Genomic DNA, 16,629 nt, shown 5'->3' with positions numbered 1-16,629 from the left:
ATCGCAGGCGTACCGGCGCGGGGAAAGGCCGGACCCGCCCACTGCGCACACCGACCCCGCCCACCCGTTCGAGTGACATGCGAGCAACCGCCGTACCCCGGCCCGCGGCAGACCGTAGCCTCGCTCCGCCACGGCGCAGCGGGGGCGCGTGCGCACCGGGGAGGGATCATGACGACGACCGGCACACCGACCGAGCCGCGGTACGCGTGGGGCCGCCGCGGCCGGCACCGCCGCCCCCGCCCCCGCAAGGTGCTGCTGGCCGCCGGCGGCCTCGCCCTGGCGGCGGGCGCCCTGAGCGTCGTACGTCTGCTGCCCGAGTCCGGCGGCGACCCGGGGGCCTTCGGCGCCGGGGCCGGGCCGCGCGTGGAGGGCTCGGGCCGGAGCGCGGCCCCGGACCGGGCGACGTCGCCCGGCGCCGCGGCCACCGGCGGCGGACCGTCCGGAGCGAGCCCTTCGGCGACGTCCGTCATGGGCGGCCTGAGCGGCTCCCCCGCACCGGGTCTCGTGCCCGCCCCGTCCGCGAGCGCGACCTCCCTGCCCGCCGCCACGACCGGGCCGGACGGCCCGGGCACCCCCGAGGGACGCAGCCCCACCCGAGGGGAACGAACGGCACGTGAGGGGGAGGAGGGAGCCCAGGGAGCCCCGGAGGACGACCCCGGCGACCGGGCTCCCGCCCCGGGGACACCCCAGCCGTCGCGGTCCGACCGCCCCGCACCGCCCCCGCCGCCGGAGGGCGGCAGACCACCGACATCCGAGCCGGAGCCGGAGCCGGACGACCCGGGCCTGTGCGTGCCGGTCATCGGCCTCTGCGTGGACCTGCTCCGCGGCTGACGGCCACGCACCACGACGACCTGCACGCCGCGCCCCACGACGACCTGCGTGCCGCGGCCTACGACTCCCCGCCGCCGGAGTCCCGGCGGGTGAGCAGCCACGGCTCGACCACGCCGAGACCGCGCACCGGCCGCTGCCACATCGGCTGGAGCGCGAACCGGTACACCGGCGGTTCCTCGCCCTCCTTCTCCGCGGCGGCGGCCTCCTCCGCCGCCGCCGCCTCCGAGGCGGGGGCGTCCCGGGTGCGGATCAGCTCCTGCGCGAAGGCGGTGTCGACGAGGACGGCGTCCTTGGGGGCTATCGAGGTGAGCCGGGAGGCCAGGTTGACGGTCGTGCCGAAGACGTCGCCCATCCGGGTGGTGACCGTGCCGAAGGCGATGCCGACACGCAGTTCCGGCATGGTCTCGTCGTTGGCCATCGTCTCGACGAGGAGCAGCGCGATCTCGGCGGCCGTACCGGCGTCGTCGGCGGCGTAGAGCACCTCGTCGCCGAGGGTCTTGACCAGCCGTCCGCCACGCGCGGCCACCAGGTCGGCGGAGGTGGTCTCGAAGGCCTCGACCAGCTCGCCGAGCTCCTCCTCCTCCATCCGCCGGGTCAGCCGGGTGAACCCGACCAGGTCCGCGAAGCCCACCGCGAGCCGCCGGTCCACCATCTCCTCGTCGTCCCCGGCCTGGATGACCCGGCCGGCCGAGGCGGCGAGCTGGCGCCGCCAGACGTACACGAGGAACTCCTGCAGCTCGGGCAGGAGCAGTTCGACGATGGGGTACGTCACCTCGGTGCGCGTCATCCCCGGCTCGGGGGGCTCGGTCAGGCCCTCCAGGAAGGAGTCGATCTGCCACTCGGCCAACCGGGCGGTGGTCTGCCCCGTGGACCGGGCGACCTGGACGGCCATCGCCTCGCTGAGCAGCCCCGCCTCCACCAGACCGGCCAGCCGTCTGAGGGCGAGGACGTCGGCCTCGGTGAGCGCCTTGGCCTGGCCGATGTCGGCGAAGCCCATGGCCCGCCAGAACCGGGAAGCCAGCTCCATGGAGACGCCCGCGCTGCGGGCGGCCTGGAAGGGCGTGTAGCGGCGCTCGGCGCCCAGGATGAGCCCCTCCAGGCGTAGCGCGAGCGGGTCCTCGCCGGGATCGGCGGGGTCCGGGGCGGGCTCGGGGTCCACCCGGCCGTCCCCGTCCGCGCCGGAGCCGGTGTCGTCGACGGTCACGCCTGTTGCCTTTCCGATCTGCCGCGGTCAGGTTCGACCGGCCCCAACTTTACGTCAGGTGTGCCCCAGCTCACTCCCGTGCGGCCCGCACACCGAGAGTGCCCCGGGGTCCGGCTCACGCCAACCGCAGGTGCACGATGTCGCCCGCCCCCACCGGCTCCTGCACGCCCGCCTCCGTCGCCAGCACCAGCCGTCCGTCCCCGTCCACGGCCACCGCCTCCCCCACGAGGGACCGGTCCCCCGGAAGCTCCGCCCGCACCATGCGCCCCAGCGTCGCGCAGCCCGCCGCGTACGTCTCCTGGAGCCCGCTGGCCGCCGGGTCTCCCCCGGCCCCGCGCCAGCGCCCGTACCAGTCCTCCAGCGAGCGCAGCACCCCGCGCAGCAGCGGGTCCCGGTCGGTGTTCACGGCCCCGGCCAGCGCCAGCGACCCGGCCCGTGGGACCGGCAGTTCGTCGGCGCGCAGCGAGACGTTGATGCCGACTCCGATCACCACGCCATCGTTCCCGGCGCGCTCGGCGAGGATGCCGCCGGCCTTGCGCTCCTCGTCGCCGACGGTCACCAGCAGGTCGTTGGGCCACTTCAGGGCGGTGTCGACCCCCGCCACCCGGGACAGCCCGGTCGCCACGGCGACGCCGGTGAGCAGCGGCAGCCAGCCCCAGCGGGCCACGGGGATCTCGGCGGGCCGCAGCAGCACGGAGAAGAACAGCCCGGAGCGGGCGGGTGCCGTCCACTGCCGGTCGAGCCGCCCCCGCGCGGCGCTCTGCTCCTCGGCGACGAGGACGACACCCTCCGCCAGGTCCCCCTCGGCGGCCCGGGCGACGAGGTCGGAGTTGGTGGACCCGGTGCGCTGCACGACGTCGACCTGCCGCCACAGCCCCCCGTCCCGCACCAGTCCCCGGCGCAGGGCGGTGCTGCTGAGGGGCGGCCGGTCCAGGTCGGACCAACGGCTGTCCGGGGCGTCGGAGGAGTCGGAGGAGTCTCGGGGCGTCATGCAACCCACCCTAGGTGTGGGAAAGACCGCACTGCCGAACGGAAGGGCCCCTACTACTCTACGAACGAGTAACCGTCCCCCCTTTTGAGCAGGCAGGGAGCCGCATCCCGATGTCCGAGCCGGAAGCGCAGCAGCCCGACATCCACACGACCGCGGGCAAGCTCGCGGATCTCAGGCGCCGTATCGAGGAGGCGACGCACGCCGGTTCCGCACGCGCCGTGGAGAAACAGCACGCCAAGGGCAAGCTGACGGCTCGTGAACGCATCGACCTCCTTCTCGACGAGGGTTCCTTCGTCGAGCTGGACGAGTTCGCCCGGCACCGCTCCACCAACTTCGGCCTCGACGCCAACCGCCCCTACGGCGACGGCGTCGTCACCGGCTACGGCACCGTCGACGGCCGCCCCGTCGCCGTCTTCTCCCAGGACTTCACGGTCTTCGGCGGCGCGCTCGGCGAGGTCTACGGCCAGAAGATCGTCAAGGTCATGGACTTCGCCCTGAAGACCGGCTGCCCGGTCATCGGCATCAACGACTCCGGCGGCGCCCGCATCCAGGAAGGCGTGGCCTCCCTCGGCGCGTACGGCGAGATCTTCCGCCGCAACACCCACGCCTCCGGCGTGATCCCGCAGATCAGCCTGGTCGTCGGACCGTGCGCGGGCGGCGCGGTGTACTCCCCCGCGATCACCGACTTCACGGTGATGGTCGACCAGACCAGCCACATGTTCATCACCGGACCCGACGTCATCAAGACGGTCACCGGTGAGGACGTCGGCTTCGAGGAGCTGGGCGGCGCCCGCACCCACAACTCCACCTCGGGCGTGGCCCACCACATGGCCGGCGACGAGAAGGACGCCGTCGAGTACGTCAAGCAGCTGCTGTCGTACCTGCCGTCCAACAACCTCTCCGAGCCCCCCGCCTTCCCGGAGGAGGCGGACCTCGCGGTCACGGACGAGGACGCCGAGCTGGACACGATCGTCCCCGACTCGGCGAACCAGCCCTACGACATGCACGCGGTCATCGAGCACGTGCTGGACGACGGCGAGTTCTTCGAGACCCAGCCCCTCTACGCGCCGAACATCCTCACCGGCTTCGGCCGGGTCGAGGGCCGCCCGGTCGGGATCGTCGCCAACCAGCCGATGCAGTTCGCCGGCTGCCTGGACATCACGGCCTCCGAGAAGGCGGCCCGCTTCGTGCGCACCTGCGACGCCTTCAACGTCCCCGTCCTCACCTTCGTGGACGTCCCCGGCTTCCTGCCGGGTGTGGACCAGGAGCACGACGGCATCATCCGCCGCGGCGCCAAGCTGATCTTCGCCTACGCCGAGGCCACGGTCCCGCTCATCACGGTCATCACCCGCAAGGCCTTCGGCGGCGCCTACGACGTCATGGGCTCCAAGCACCTGGGCGCCGACCTCAACCTGGCCTGGCCCACCGCCCAGATCGCCGTCATGGGCGCCCAGGGCGCGGTCAACATCCTGCACCGCCGCACCATCGCCGAGGCCGGTGACGACACCGAGGCCACCCGCGCCCGTCTGATCCAGGAGTACGAGGACGCCCTCCTCAACCCCTACACGGCGGCCGAACGCGGCTACGTCGACGCGGTGATCATGCCGTCCGACACCCGCCGCCACATCGTCCGGGGCCTGCGCCAGCTGCGCACCAAGCGGGAGTCCCTGCCCCCGAAGAAGCACGGCAACATCCCCCTGTAAGGAGCCGCTGTGACCATCAAGGTCGTACGGGGCAACCCCACCCCGGAAGAACTGGCCGCCGCCCTGACGGTGGTCAGGGCCCGCGCGGTGACGGCGGCCGCCGAGCCGTCCACCACCGACCGCCCGCACGACGCCTGGTCGGACCCGTCCCGCATCGCAACCACCCGTCTCCCCCAGCCGGGCCCGACCTCATGGGCCCGCACGTACTGGCCCGGGTGAGGCCGGACACCCAGGGGCGCGGGGCTGTGCCGATTTGCGGCTCCGCCGCGTGGGCGCACGGAAGAGGAACCCCGCGCCCCGATTTAAGTACCCGTACTCAAGCCCCGCCCCCCGGCCAAGCCCCACGCTGGTGGCATGCTGTGGTCCGACCCCGAGAACGAGCCGCCCAAGGAACTGCGCGACATGCAGAACATGCTGCGGCGGCTGAGCGTCTTCCTGGCGCTGGCCATGGTCCTCGCGATGATCGTCCTCGGCCTGGGGTGAGCCGCCCCCGCTCCCGGTGGCTAATGTGACCCCATGACTGCTGCTCAGCCCCGCCGCCGACTCGTCCTCGCCTCCCAGTCCCCGGCCCGGCTCGGCCTGTTGCGCCAGGCCGGACTGGCCCCCGAGGTGCTCGTGAGCGGTGTCGACGAGGAGGCCGTCACCGCCCCCACCCCCGCCGAGTTGGCCCTCGCCCTGGCCGAGGCCAAGGCGTCCGTGGTGGCCGCGAAGCCGGAGGTGCACGGCGCCCTGGTGATCGGCTGCGACTCGGTGCTCGACCTGGACGGCCAGGCGCTCGGCAAGCCCGCGGACGCCGAGGAGGCCACCGCCCGCTGGAAGGCGATGCGCGGCCGGGCGGGCACGCTGCAGACCGGCCACTGCGTCTGGGACACCGCCTCCGGCCGCCACGTCTCGGCGACCGCGTCCACGGTCGTCCGCTTCGGCGAGCCGACCGACGACGAGATCGCCGCCTACGTCGCCTCCGGGGAGCCCCTGTACGTCGCCGGGGCCTTCACCCTGGACGGCCGTTCGGCCCCCTTCATCGACGGCATCGACGGCGACCACGGGAACGTCATCGGCCTCAGCCTGCCCCTGCTGCGCCGCCTCCTCGCCGACCTCGGCATCGGCATCACGGAGTTGTGGGCGCCGGCGGAGAGCTGACCGGGGAGCCGTCACCGCCCTTGCCGTCCTCGGGCCGCTGCCCGGCGGCGGGCTCCTCCCGGGCGTCGTACGTCATCAGCAGCAGCACGATCAGGCCCAGTACGACGATCATGAAGATGAAGGCGCCGGGCCCCACCAGCCCCCAGGTGAAGGCGCCGAGCAGCCCGTGCACCACGGCGGCGCTGATCAGCAGGATCCGGCCGACCCCCGCCGGCGCGCGGTCGCGCACCGCCACGAGCAGCGCGACCAGGCCGCACAGCGCGAAGTACAGCCCGAAGACGACCCCGCCGATCTTCGAGGAGAGGGACATCATGTCCGGGTCGAGACCGGCCAGGGACATGTCCTGCCGGTCGACGACGACCGCCAGGAACCAGTTCAGCGCCGCGACGCCGACGGCCTCCACGAAGAGCACGACCGCCACGACCCACGCCACCGGCCTGCGCACTGACACCGGTCCCCACCCACCTTCGACCGCTGCCGCACACGACAGCTGTTACCCCAAGTACGTTCGAGACCCGAGGAACGCTACTAACGGGTAATGCGCACCACAAGGGTTCCGGCACGAGCAAAGAATCATTGGGCCATTAGTAGGGACTCCACAAAGAAACCGAGTGGCCCGCAGCACGCTCTCACAGAGACCTTGACCACATCGGAGGGCTAGGGTTGCCCCCAGGAGCCCTGCGTACCGCGGTACTACAAGGGCTTTCGGGGGTCGAGCGAGCCTCGAATCACGCTCCGTGTGGGCAAGCTCACCATTGGGGACGGGTCGAAGTGCCGTGTCGGCAGTCCCTAAACTCGGCTTGTTTCAAGGAGGGAGCCTCAATCGTGCGCAAGGTGCTCATCGCCAATCGTGGCGAAATCGCTGTCCGCGTGGCCCGGGCCTGCCGGGACGCCGGGATCGCGAGCGTGGCCGTCTACGCGGACCCGGACCGGGACGCTTTGCATGTCCGCGCCGCTGATGAGGCGTTCGCCCTGGGTGGTGACACCCCCGCGACCAGCTATCTGGACATCGCCAAGGTCCTCAAAGCCGCGCGTGAGTCGGGCGCGGACGCCATCCACCCCGGTTACGGGTTCCTCTCCGAGAACGCGGAGTTCGCGCAGGCGGTCCTGGACGCGGGCCTGATCTGGATCGGTCCGCCCCCGCACGCCATCCGCGACCTGGGTGACAAGGTCGCCGCCCGGCACATCGCCCAGCGGGCCGGCGCTCCGCTGGTCGCGGGCACCCCGGACCCGGTCTCGGGTGCGGACGAGGTCGTCGCCTTCGCCAAGGAGCACGGCCTGCCGATCGCGATCAAGGCCGCGTTCGGCGGCGGCGGCCGCGGCCTGAAGGTCGCCCGGACCCTGGAAGAGGTGCCGGAGCTGTACGACTCGGCGGTGCGTGAGGCGGTGGCGGCCTTCGGGCGCGGCGAGTGCTTCGTGGAGCGCTACCTCGACAAGCCCCGCCACGTGGAGACCCAGTGCCTGGCCGACACCCACGGCAACGTGGTCGTCGTCTCCACCCGGGACTGCTCGCTGCAGCGCCGCCACCAGAAGCTGGTCGAGGAGGCCCCCGCGCCGTTCCTGTCGGAGGCGCAGCTGGAGGAGCTGTACGCGTCGTCCAAGGCGATCCTGAAGGAGGCCGGCTACGTCGGCGCCGGCACGGTGGAGTTCCTCGTCGGTATGGACGGCACGATCTCCTTCCTGGAGGTCAACACCCGTCTTCAGGTCGAGCACCCGGTCACCGAGGAAGTCGCCGGTATCGACCTGGTCCGGGAGATGTTCCGCATCGCCGACGGTGAGGAACTGGGCTACGACGACCCGGCGCTGCGCGGGCACTCCTTCGAGTTCCGCATCAACGGCGAGGACCCCGGCCGCGGTTTCCTGCCCGCCCCCGGCACCGTCACCCGCTTCGAGGGCCCGACCGGTCCGGGCGTGCGTCTGGACGCGGGCGTCGAGTCCGGCAGCGTGATCGGCCCGGCCTGGGACTCCCTGCTCGCGAAGCTGATCGTCACCGGCCGCACCCGGAAGGAAGCACTCCAGCGCGCCGCCCGCGCCCTGGACGAGTTCCAGGTCGAGGGCATGGCCACCGCCATCCCCTTCCACCGCACCGTCGTCCGCGATGCGGCCTTCGCCCCGGAACTGACCGGCTCCACCGACCCGTTCACGGTCCACACCCGGTGGATCGAGACGGAGTTCGTCAACGACATCAAGCCCTTCACCGCGCCCGCGGACAGCGAGGCGGACGAGGAGAGCGGCCGCGAAACGGTCGTCGTGGAGGTCGGCGGCAAGCGCCTGGAGGTCTCCCTGCCCTCCAGCCTGGGCATGTCGCTGGCCCGCACCGGCCTGGCGGCCGGGGCCCGGCCCAAGCGCCGCGCGGCGAAGAAGTCCGGCCCCGCGGCCTCCGGTGACACCCTCGCCTCGCCGATGCAGGGCACGATCGTGAAGATCGCCGTCGAGGAGGGCCAGGACGTCGCCGAGGGCGACCTGATCGTCGTCCTGGAGGCGATGAAGATGGAACAGCCGATCAACGCCCACAAGGCCGGCACCGTCAAGGGCCTGGGCGCCGAGGTCGGCGCCTCCATCACCTCCGGCGCCGCGATCTGCGAGATCAAGGACTGAGCACCACCCGCACCACACGACAGGGGCGCCCGCCGGACCACCTCACACGGTCCACCGGACGCCCCTGTCACTGTCCGCCGGACGAGGCGCTACCGACGACGCAGGTCGGCGACGCGCGCCCGCTCCGTCCCGCCGTTCTGCTCACTCAGAGCGGTGGCCGACCGCAGCCCCGCCGCCGCGCCCGGAACCTGTCGGCGTGGCCCCGGAAGCGGCACGTCCCGGCGCTGCTGACGGGCCACCGAATCACCCCCCGAGGCCCCAGGTGCCCCGGTGCCGTCAGCCGTACCACCCCCCGACGCCCCGGCCACGGCGATCTGCACGCCCTGGTCGGCCAGGGCCTGGAGCTCGGTGGCGGCACGCTCGTCGTGGGCCGGCGACTCGTCGGTGACCAGACGGGTGATGACGTCGGTGGGCACGGTCTGGAACATGGTGTCCGTACCCAGCTTGGAGTGGTCGGCGAGGACGACGACCTCGGCGGCGGCCTGGACCAGCGCCCGGTCGACTGACGCCGACAGCATGTTGGAGGTGGACAGCCCCCGCTCGGCGGTCAGCCCGCTCCCGGACAGGAATGCCTTGGAGACCCGCAGCCCCTGCAGGGACTGCTCGGCCCCCGACCCCACCAGGGCGTAGTTGGACCCCCTGAGCGTGCCTCCGGTCATCACCACCTCGACCCGGTTGGCATGGGCAAGGGCCTGGGCCACCAGCAGCGAATTGGTGACGACGGTCAGTCCGGGCACCCGCGCGAGCCGACGTGCCAGCTCCTGCGTCGTGGTACCCGCGCCCACCACGATGGCTTCGCCCTCATCGACGAGGCCCGCGGCGAGATCGGCGATGGCCGTCTTCTCGGCGGTCGCGAGATGGGATTTCTGCGGAAAGCCGGACTCTCGCGTGAACCCGCCCGGCAGTACCGCACCGCCGTGCCGGCGGTCGAGGAGTCCTTCTGCCTCCAGTGCGCGCACGTCCCGCCGTACGGTCACTTCGGAGGTCTGGACGACGCGGGCGAGCTCACGGAGCGACACGGCCCCGTTCGCTCGCACCATTTCGAGGATCAATTGGCGACGTTCTGCAGCGAACACGAAACTGACAGTAACCCCAACGACCGTCTGCTTTCAGCAGTATGCGCCGAATAACAGAAGTTGTTCGCATGCCACCACCGGAAGTGGTATACGGGCCTACCCCGGCCGCCTATGCCATCCGCAAGCACCGCAACTCCCCGTGACCAGCGGGGAGTCATTTCCAGCCGCGCCCACCGGACTACTGCTCCCCGCCGCCCTTCCGGGTGTGCAACTGCCGTGCCACCTCGGCGATCGACCCCGACAGCGAGGGATACACGGTGAAGGCGTTGGCGATCTGCTCGACCGTCAGGTTGTTGTCGACGGCGATCGAGATCGGATGGATCAGCTCCGAAGCACGCGGCGCCACCACCACACCCCCCACCACGATCTCGGTACCGGGCCGGCAGAAGATCTTGACGAAGCCGTCCCGGATGCCCTGCATCTTGGCGCGCGGGTTGCGCAGCAGCGGCAGCTTCACCACGCGGGCATCGATCTTGCCGGCGTCCACGTCGGCCTGCGAGTAGCCGACGGTGGCGATCTCGGGGTCGGTGAAGACGTTGGCGGACACGGTCTTCAGATTCAGCGGAGTAACGGCGTCGCCGAGGAAGTGGTACATGGCGATCCGCCCCTGCATGGCCGCCACCGAGGCCAGCGCGAAGACACCGGTGACGTCACCGGCGGCGTACACACCGGGGGCCGAGGTCCGCGAGACGCGGTCGGTCTTGATGTGCCCGGAGTCCTTGAGCCGGACTCCCGCCTCCTCCAGCCCCATCCCCTCCGTGTTGGGAATGGCGCCGACGGCCATCAGACAGTGCGACCCGGTGATGACCCGCCCGTCCGACAGCGTCACCTCGACCCGGTCCCCGACCCGCTTGACGGACTGGGCCCGCGACCGCGACATGACGTTCATCCCACGCCGCCGGAACACGTCCTCCAGAACGGCCGCCGCATCCGGGTCCTCACCCGGCAGCACCCGGTCCCGCGACGACACGAGGGTGACCCGGGACCCGAGCGCCTGATAGGCCCCGGCGAACTCGGCACCGGTGACACCGGACCCGACCACGATGAGCTCTTCGGGCAGCTCCTCCAGGTCGTACACCTGGGTCCAGTTCAGGATCCGCTCCCCGTCGGGCCGCGCGTCCGGCAGCTCCCGCGGATGCCCACCCGTAGCGATGAGCACCGCGTCGGCGGTCAGCGTCTCCTCGCTCCCGTCGGCGGCCCGCACCACGACCTTCCGCGAGCCGTCGAGCCCCTGCATGCCCTCCAGCCGCCCGCGCCCGCGCATGACCCGCGCACCCGCACGGGTCACGGAGGCGGTGATGTCGTGCGACTGCGCCAGCGCGAGCCGCTTCACCCGCCGGTTGACCTTGCCCAGATCGACCCCCACCACCCGGGCGGCCTGCTCCATGGGCGGAGTGTCGTCGGCGACGATGATCCCCAGCTCCTCGTAGGAGGAGTCGAAGGTGGTCATCACCTCAGCCGTGGCGATGAGGGTCTTGGACGGCACGCAGTCGGTCAGCACCGACGCCCCGCCCAGACCGTCGCAGTCGACGACGGTCACCTCCGCGCCGAGCTGAGCGGCCACCAGCGCCGCTTCGTATCCGCCGGGTCCGCCGCCAATGATCACGATCCGAGTCACGTACCCCATTGTCCCGCACCCTTCAACGAGAAGCCGCCCGGGGCCACCACCGTTACGACAGCGATGCCCGACACCCCTGCCGTACCCTTCCCCCCATGTCGCTCTACGCCGCCTACGCCGGCAACCTCGACGCGCGGTTGATGACCCGCCGCGCCCCGCACTCGCCGCTGCGCGCCACCGGCTGGCTGAACGGGTGGCGGCTGACCTTCGGGGGCGAGCACATGGGCTGGGAGGGCGCCCTGGCGACCCTCGTGGAGGACCCGATCTCGCAGGTCTTCGTCTCCCTCTACGACATCGCCCCCATGGACGAGGACTCCCTCGACCGCTGGGAGGGCGTGGGCCTGGACATCTACCGCCGCACAAGGGTCCGCATCCACACCCTCGACGGCGAGGAGGGTGCCTGGACCTACGTCCTGAACGCCTACGAGGGCGGCCTGCCCTCCGCCCGCTATCTGGGCGAGATCGCGGACGCCGCCGAATCGTCCGGCGCCCCCCACGACTACGTGATGGAACTCCGCAAACGCCCCTGCTGAGGACCGCCCTCGTCAAAACCTCCAACCCAAAAACCACCATCCCGTGACCTCTACCATCTACGCGCGTAGCCACAAACCGGCTACCCTCTTCGCGTGAACGCATCTCTTCTTCCGGACGACATCCAGGGCGACCCGTACGCCGCCGCCGACGCCGCCGCGGCCCGCCTGCGCGAACTCACCGGCGCCGAGACCCACGACGTCGCCCTCGTGATGGGCTCCGGCTGGGCACCGGCCGTGGACGCCCTGGGCGCCCCCGAGACCGATCTCCAGGTCACCGACCTGCCGGGCTTCCCCAAGCCCGCGGTGGAGGGCCACGGCGGCAAGGTCCGCTCATACACCCTCGGTGACAAGCGCGCGCTGGTCTTCCTGGGCCGCACCCACTACTACGAGGGCCACGGCGTCGCCGCCGTCTCACACGGCGTCCGCACCGCGGTCGCCGCCGGCGCCAAGACGATCATCCTGACCAACGGCTGCGGCGGCCTGCGCGAGGGCATGCGCCCCGGCCAGCCGGTCCTGATCAGCGACCACATCAACCTGACCGCCACCTCCCCCATCGTCGGCGCCAACTTCGTCGACCTCACCGACCTCTACTCGCCCCGCCTGCGGGCGCTGTGCAAGGAGGTCGACGACACGCTGGAGGAGGGCGTCTACGCCCAGTTCCCCGGCCCGCACTACGAGACCCCGGCCGAGATCCGCATGGCCCGCGTCATCGGTGCCGACCTGGTGGGCATGTCGACGGTCCTGGAGGCGATCGCGGCCCGCGAGGCCGGGGCGGAGGTGCTGGGCATCTCCCTGGTCACCAACCTCGCCGCGGGCATGACGGGCGAGCCCCTCAACCACGAGGAGGTCCTCCAGGCGGGCCGCGACTCCGCCGCGCGCATGGGGAAGCTGCTCACCCAGGTCCTGGGCCGGCTGTAGCCGAGGCCCAGTGGTCCGGCGTGGGCTTGGCACCCGGCGCGGGGGCTGGCGCGGCGGTGGGAAGCGCAGCCCGGCGTTGCGGGGTGCCGCTGCGCCCACCCGTGCCGCCCCAGCGGCACGACTGCCCGCAGCTAGGGGGCGACGGCCCGCAGGCGCGTACGGCGAGCAGGGGACGTGTCGGGGGGTGTTCGCCCGCAGCGGTTGGCGCGTCAACCCGGCGAGCCCCTGTAACCGACCGATTCCGCGCCGTTCCGAGGACGAACACCCCCCGACGCGGCCCCGACCCACAACCGCACCCACCGCGCTACGCGCACCCCCACCAAAGCCGCAGCGGCGCCGCAGGCACCCCGCACCCCCCAAACCCGCACAGGCGCCGCAGGCACCCCGCACCCGTACCACCGACACCCGAGAGGCTGACCGACGTGCAAGACGTGCAAGACGACCTCCTCGCACGAGCCAAGGCATGGCTGGCCGAGGACCCCGACGCGGACACCCGCGCGGAACTCGCCCGCCTCATCGACGCCGAGGACCACGCCGAGCTCACCGCACGCTTCTCCGGCACCCTCCAGTTCGGCACCGCGGGCCTGCGCGGCGAACTCGGCGCCGGTCCGATGCGCATGAACCGCTCGGTGGTCATCCGCGCCGCCGCGGGCCTCGCCGCGTACCTCAAGAAACAAGGCCGGCACGACGGCCTCGTCGTCATCGGCTACGACGCCCGCCACAAGTCCGCCGACTTCGCCCGCGACACCGCCGCCGTCATGACGGGCGCCGGCCTCAGGGCGGCCGTACTCCCCCGCCCCCTCCCCACCCCCGTGCTCGCCTTCGCGATCCGCCACCTCGGCGCGGTCGCCGGAGTGGAGGTCACCGCCAGCCACAACCCGCCCCGCGACAACGGCTACAAGGTGTACCTCGGCGACGGCTCCCAGATCGTGCCCCCCGCCGACGCCGACATCGCCGCCGAGATCGACGCCGTACGCACCCTCCACGACGTCCCGCGCCCCGACACCGGCTGGCAGACCCTCGACGACGCCGTCCTCGACGCCTACCTCACCCGCACGGACGCCGTCCTCGCCCCCGGCTCCCCCCGCACCGCCCGCACCGTCTACACGGCGATGCACGGCGTGGGCAAGGACACCCTCCTCACCGCCTTCGCCCGAGCCGGCTTCCCGCGCCCCACCCTCGTCACCGAGCAGGCCGACCCCGACCCGGACTTCCCCACCGTCGCCTTCCCCAACCCGGAGGAGCCCGGCGCGATGGACCTCGCCTTCGCGAAGGCAAGGGAGACGGCCCCCGACCTGATCATCGCCAACGACCCGGACGCGGACCGCCTGGCAGTGGCCGTACCCGACGCCGCGGAGGCCACCGGCTGGCGCATGCTCCGGGGCGACGAGGTGGGCGCCCTGCTCGCCACCCACCTGGTCACCCGCGGAGCGCACGGCACGTTCGCGGAGTCGATCGTCTCGTCGTCCCTCCTCGCCCGCATCGCCGCCAAGGCGAACCTCACGCACGTCGAAACCCTCACCGGCTTCAAGTGGATCGCCCGCGTCGAGAACATCCGCTACGGCTACGAGGAGGCCCTCGGCTACTGCGTCGACCCGGAGGGCGTCCGCGACAAGGACGGCATCACCGCGGCCCTCCTGATCACGGAGCTGGCCTCCACCCTCAAGCAGGCCGACCGCACGCTCCTCGACCTCCTCGACGACATCGCCGTGGAGCACGGCCTGCACGCCACGGACCAGCTCTCGGTCCGCGTGGAGGATCTCTCCCTGATCGCCGCGGCGATGAACCGCCTGCGCGAACAGCCCCCGGCAACCCTCGCGGGCCTCCCGGTCACCACCGCGGAGGACCTCACCCGGGGCACGGACACCCTCCCGCCCACCGACGGCCTGCGCTACACGCTCGACGGCGCCCGGGTGATCGTCCGTCCGAGCGGCACGGAGCCCAAGCTGAAGTGCTACCTGGAGGTGGTCGTCCCGGTGGCCGAGCACGCCGGCCTCCCTGCGGCCCGCGCCAAGGCCGCGGACCTGCTGACCGCACTCAAGCGCGACCTGTCGACGGCGGCGGGCATCTGAAAAGCCGGGCGTGCGACGGGCATCTCAAAAGCCGGGGGTGCAAGGCACCCCCGGCCACACTCACCCACCCGCACCACCCGTCACCCCATCACCGGTCACCGGTCACCGGTCACCCCACCCCGAACAGCACCCCCAGCGCCACCGCCCCCGCCACCACCGGCACGACGATCTCGTAGGCCCACCGCACGGTCACGTCGCCCCGGGAGCCCGCGGCGTCCTTCCGCGCCTCCCACAGCTCACGCAGCTCGTCCATGACCTTGTCGGCCTCGGCCCGCACCGGCCCGTCCGCCTCGCCGCCGGAGGCCCCGGCACCACCCCGCGAACCGAACTGCCCCACGCCCCCGAGCACGCTCCCGCGCCTGCGTCCGGCACCACCGGCGGCCCGCCGGTCCTCCTGCCGCGCGGCCTTCTTGCGCCCGCGCAGCGAGACGGGAATGGACCACAGCTGGTACTTGGCGCCGCCCTCGTCGAAGACCTCGTTCGAGTAGGCGGACCGGAACGACTCGACCTGTGCCCAGGGAAGCACGATCACGCGGAACGGATTGCGCACCCGCATCCGGTCCTCGTTCGCGAAGACCGCGGGCCGCACTGTGTAGGCGGCGACGAGCGGCACCAGGAAGACCAGCGCCGCGAGCGCCTTCCAGCGGGTGTCCCCCTCGCCCGTGACCAGGGCGTCGATGCCGAGCCACAGCGCGAGAGCGAGTACCAGCACGCCTCCGGAGATACCCGCGGGCGAGCGGTAGGCCCGGTCCTTGGACACGGGTCCCGAGGGCTGCGGCGAGGATGACTGGGGCTCCGGGGTGGTCATGCTGCCGATTGTGCCCGACGCCCCGCCCGGCGCTCACATGCGGTGCCGCTACATCGGACGAGATCGGACGAGCCCGCGGGGGCTGTACAGACCGCTACGCGCGTAGATATGCTCGTCTGGTGACCATGCCCACCACTGCACCCGCCGAAAACGGACCCGCACAGGGCCCCGTAACCGGACCCGTAAACGGACCCGCACACGGATTCGCCGACGTCACCGCGTCCGACAGCACCCTGCGCCGCTTCCTCCACGGACTGCCCGGCGTCGACGCCGTCGGCCTGGAGGCGCGCGCCGCCTCTCTCGGCACCCGATCCATCAAGACCACCGCGAAGGCGTACGCCCTCGACCTCGCCATCTCGATGGTCGACCTGACGACGCTGGAAGGCGCGGACACCCCGGGCAAGGTCCGGGCGCTCGGCGCGAAGGCGGTCCGCCCCGATCCGACCGACCGCACGGCCCCGGCGACGGCGGCCGTCTGCGTCTACCCCGACATGGTGCCCACCGCCAAGGAGGCCGTCGCGGGCTCCGGCGTGAAGGTCGCCTCGGTCGCCACCGCCTTCCCGGCCGGCCGCGCCTCCCTCGCCGTGAAGCTCGCCGACGTGCGCGAGGCCGTGGCGGCGGGCGCGGACGAGGTGGACATGGTCATCGACCGCGGCGCGTTCCTGGCCGGTCACTACATGAAGGTGTACGACGAGATCACCGCCGTGCGCGAGGCATGCGGCACGGCCGCCCGCCTCAAGGTCATCTTCGAGACCGGCGAGCTGTCGACGTACGACAACATCCGCCGCGCCAGCTGGCTCGGCATGCTGGCGGGCGCGGACTTCATCAAGACATCGACCGGCAAGGTCGCGGTCAACGCGACACCCGCCAACACGCTCCTCATGCTGGAGGCGGTCCGCGACTTCCGCGCGCAGACCGGTGTCCAGGTGGGCGTGAAGCCGGCCGGCGGCATCCGCACCGCCAAGGACGCGATCAAGTTCCTGGTCCTGGTCAACGAGACGGCGGGCGAGGACTGGCTGGACAACCACTGGTTCCGCTTCGGCGCCTCCTCCCTCCTCAACGACCTGCTGATGCAGCGCCAGAAGCTGGCCACAGGCCGTTACTCCGGCCCCGACTACGTGACGGTGGACTGATCGA

At 72.2% G+C, this 16,629-nt stretch carries 16 protein-coding genes; 10 read left to right on the top strand and 6 right to left on the bottom strand.

Annotated elements, in window-relative coordinates:
• The first annotated feature begins 168 nt into the window (after window positions 1-168).
• Window positions 169-831, top strand: a complete 663-nt coding sequence (locus tag IE258_RS02360) for a hypothetical protein (RefSeq protein ID WP_229891908.1) — start codon at window positions 169-171, stop codon at window positions 829-831.
• Window positions 832-889: 58 nt separating this feature from the next.
• Here the strand turns inward: IE258_RS02360 and IE258_RS02355 are convergent, their stop codons facing one another.
• Together IE258_RS02355 and IE258_RS02350 are read right to left on the bottom strand one after the other, a co-directional pair.
• Complete coding sequence (locus IE258_RS02355) at window positions 890-2,035, bottom strand: adenylate/guanylate cyclase domain-containing protein (RefSeq protein ID WP_189738238.1); 1,146 nt, start codon at window positions 2,033-2,035, stop codon at window positions 890-892.
• A gap of 115 nt (window positions 2,036-2,150) precedes the next feature.
• Complete coding sequence (locus IE258_RS02350) at window positions 2,151-3,026, bottom strand: biotin--[acetyl-CoA-carboxylase] ligase (protein ID WP_189738235.1); 876 nt, start codon at window positions 3,024-3,026, stop codon at window positions 2,151-2,153.
• A gap of 110 nt (window positions 3,027-3,136) precedes the next feature.
• Between IE258_RS02350 and IE258_RS02345 the strand changes: the two genes are divergently transcribed.
• The 4 genes from IE258_RS02345 (at window position 3,137) to IE258_RS02335 (ending at window position 5,869) form a co-directional block, all read left to right on the top strand.
• Entirely contained in the window at window positions 3,137-4,729 is a 1,593-nt protein-coding gene (locus IE258_RS02345) for an acyl-CoA carboxylase subunit beta (protein ID WP_189738232.1), read from the top strand.
• A 9-nt stretch (window positions 4,730-4,738) separates the two neighbouring features.
• Window positions 4,739-4,948 carry an acyl-CoA carboxylase subunit epsilon gene (locus tag IE258_RS02340; protein ID WP_189738229.1) on the top strand — a complete coding sequence of 70 codons (210 nt, stop codon included), beginning with the start codon at window positions 4,739-4,741 and terminating at the stop codon, window positions 4,946-4,948.
• 135 nt (window positions 4,949-5,083) lie between these two features.
• Window positions 5,084-5,212: a morphogenic membrane protein MmpB gene (mmpB, locus tag IE258_RS41680; protein WP_159324043.1), complete on the top strand. Its 129-nt coding sequence runs from the start codon at window positions 5,084-5,086 to the stop codon at window positions 5,210-5,212.
• Between the two features lie 33 nt (window positions 5,213-5,245).
• Complete coding sequence (locus IE258_RS02335) at window positions 5,246-5,869, top strand: nucleoside triphosphate pyrophosphatase (protein WP_189738225.1); 624 nt, start codon at window positions 5,246-5,248, stop codon at window positions 5,867-5,869.
• On the opposite strand, the gene IE258_RS02330 is transcribed toward IE258_RS02335, so the two are convergent.
• Window positions 5,838-6,320 carry a hypothetical protein gene (locus tag IE258_RS02330; protein WP_189738222.1) on the bottom strand — a complete coding sequence of 161 codons (483 nt, stop codon included), beginning with the start codon at window positions 6,318-6,320 and terminating at the stop codon, window positions 5,838-5,840. The two genes, IE258_RS02335 and IE258_RS02330, sit on opposite strands and share 32 nt — an antisense overlap.
• Window positions 6,321-6,694: 374 nt before the next feature.
• Between IE258_RS02330 and IE258_RS02325 the strand changes: the two genes are divergently transcribed.
• Window positions 6,695-8,467, top strand: coding sequence for an acetyl/propionyl/methylcrotonyl-CoA carboxylase subunit alpha (locus IE258_RS02325; RefSeq protein WP_189738219.1), 1,773 nt, complete (start codon window positions 6,695-6,697; stop codon window positions 8,465-8,467).
• Window positions 8,468-8,556: 89 nt separating this feature from the next.
• Here the strand turns inward: IE258_RS02325 and IE258_RS02320 are convergent, their stop codons facing one another.
• Window positions 8,557-9,543, bottom strand: coding sequence for a DeoR/GlpR family DNA-binding transcription regulator (locus IE258_RS02320; protein ID WP_189738215.1), 987 nt, complete (start codon window positions 9,541-9,543; stop codon window positions 8,557-8,559).
• A 178-nt stretch (window positions 9,544-9,721) separates the two neighbouring features.
• Window positions 9,722-11,170 carry an NAD(P)H-quinone dehydrogenase gene (locus tag IE258_RS02315; RefSeq protein ID WP_189738212.1) on the bottom strand — a complete coding sequence of 483 codons (1,449 nt, stop codon included), beginning with the start codon at window positions 11,168-11,170 and terminating at the stop codon, window positions 9,722-9,724.
• Window positions 11,171-11,256: 86 nt separating this feature from the next.
• On the opposite strand from IE258_RS02315, the gene IE258_RS02310 reads away from it, so the two are divergent.
• The 3 genes from IE258_RS02310 to IE258_RS02300 all read left to right on the top strand — a co-directional run bounded on the left by IE258_RS02310 (window position 11,257) and on the right by IE258_RS02300 (window position 14,684).
• A complete protein-coding gene (locus IE258_RS02310) occupies window positions 11,257-11,694 on the top strand; it encodes a gamma-glutamylcyclotransferase family protein (RefSeq protein WP_003974055.1) in 438 nt (145 codons plus the stop codon).
• Between the two features lie 93 nt (window positions 11,695-11,787).
• Entirely contained in the window at window positions 11,788-12,612 is an 825-nt protein-coding gene (locus IE258_RS02305) for a purine-nucleoside phosphorylase (RefSeq protein ID WP_189738209.1), read from the top strand.
• Window positions 12,613-13,043: 431 nt separating this feature from the next.
• Entirely contained in the window at window positions 13,044-14,684 is a 1,641-nt protein-coding gene (locus IE258_RS02300) for a phospho-sugar mutase (RefSeq protein WP_189739261.1), read from the top strand.
• 109 nt (window positions 14,685-14,793) lie between these two features.
• On the opposite strand, the gene IE258_RS02295 is transcribed toward IE258_RS02300, so the two are convergent.
• Window positions 14,794-15,492, bottom strand: a complete 699-nt coding sequence (locus IE258_RS02295) for a PH domain-containing protein (protein WP_189738206.1) — start codon at window positions 15,490-15,492, stop codon at window positions 14,794-14,796.
• 125 nt (window positions 15,493-15,617) lie between these two features.
• Here IE258_RS02295 and deoC point away from each other — a divergent pair, with 125 nt between their 5' ends.
• Window positions 15,618-16,625, top strand: a complete 1,008-nt coding sequence (gene deoC / locus IE258_RS02290; RefSeq protein WP_189739258.1) for a deoxyribose-phosphate aldolase — start codon at window positions 15,618-15,620, stop codon at window positions 16,623-16,625.
• The last annotated feature ends 4 nt before the right edge of the window (window positions 16,626-16,629 follow it).

It is taken from the genome of Streptomyces tendae (genome assembly GCF_014650435.1).
Taxonomy (GTDB): domain Bacteria; phylum Actinomycetota; class Actinomycetes; order Streptomycetales; family Streptomycetaceae; genus Streptomyces; species Streptomyces tendae.
This window is presented reverse-complemented; position numbering and strand designations above follow the sequence as displayed.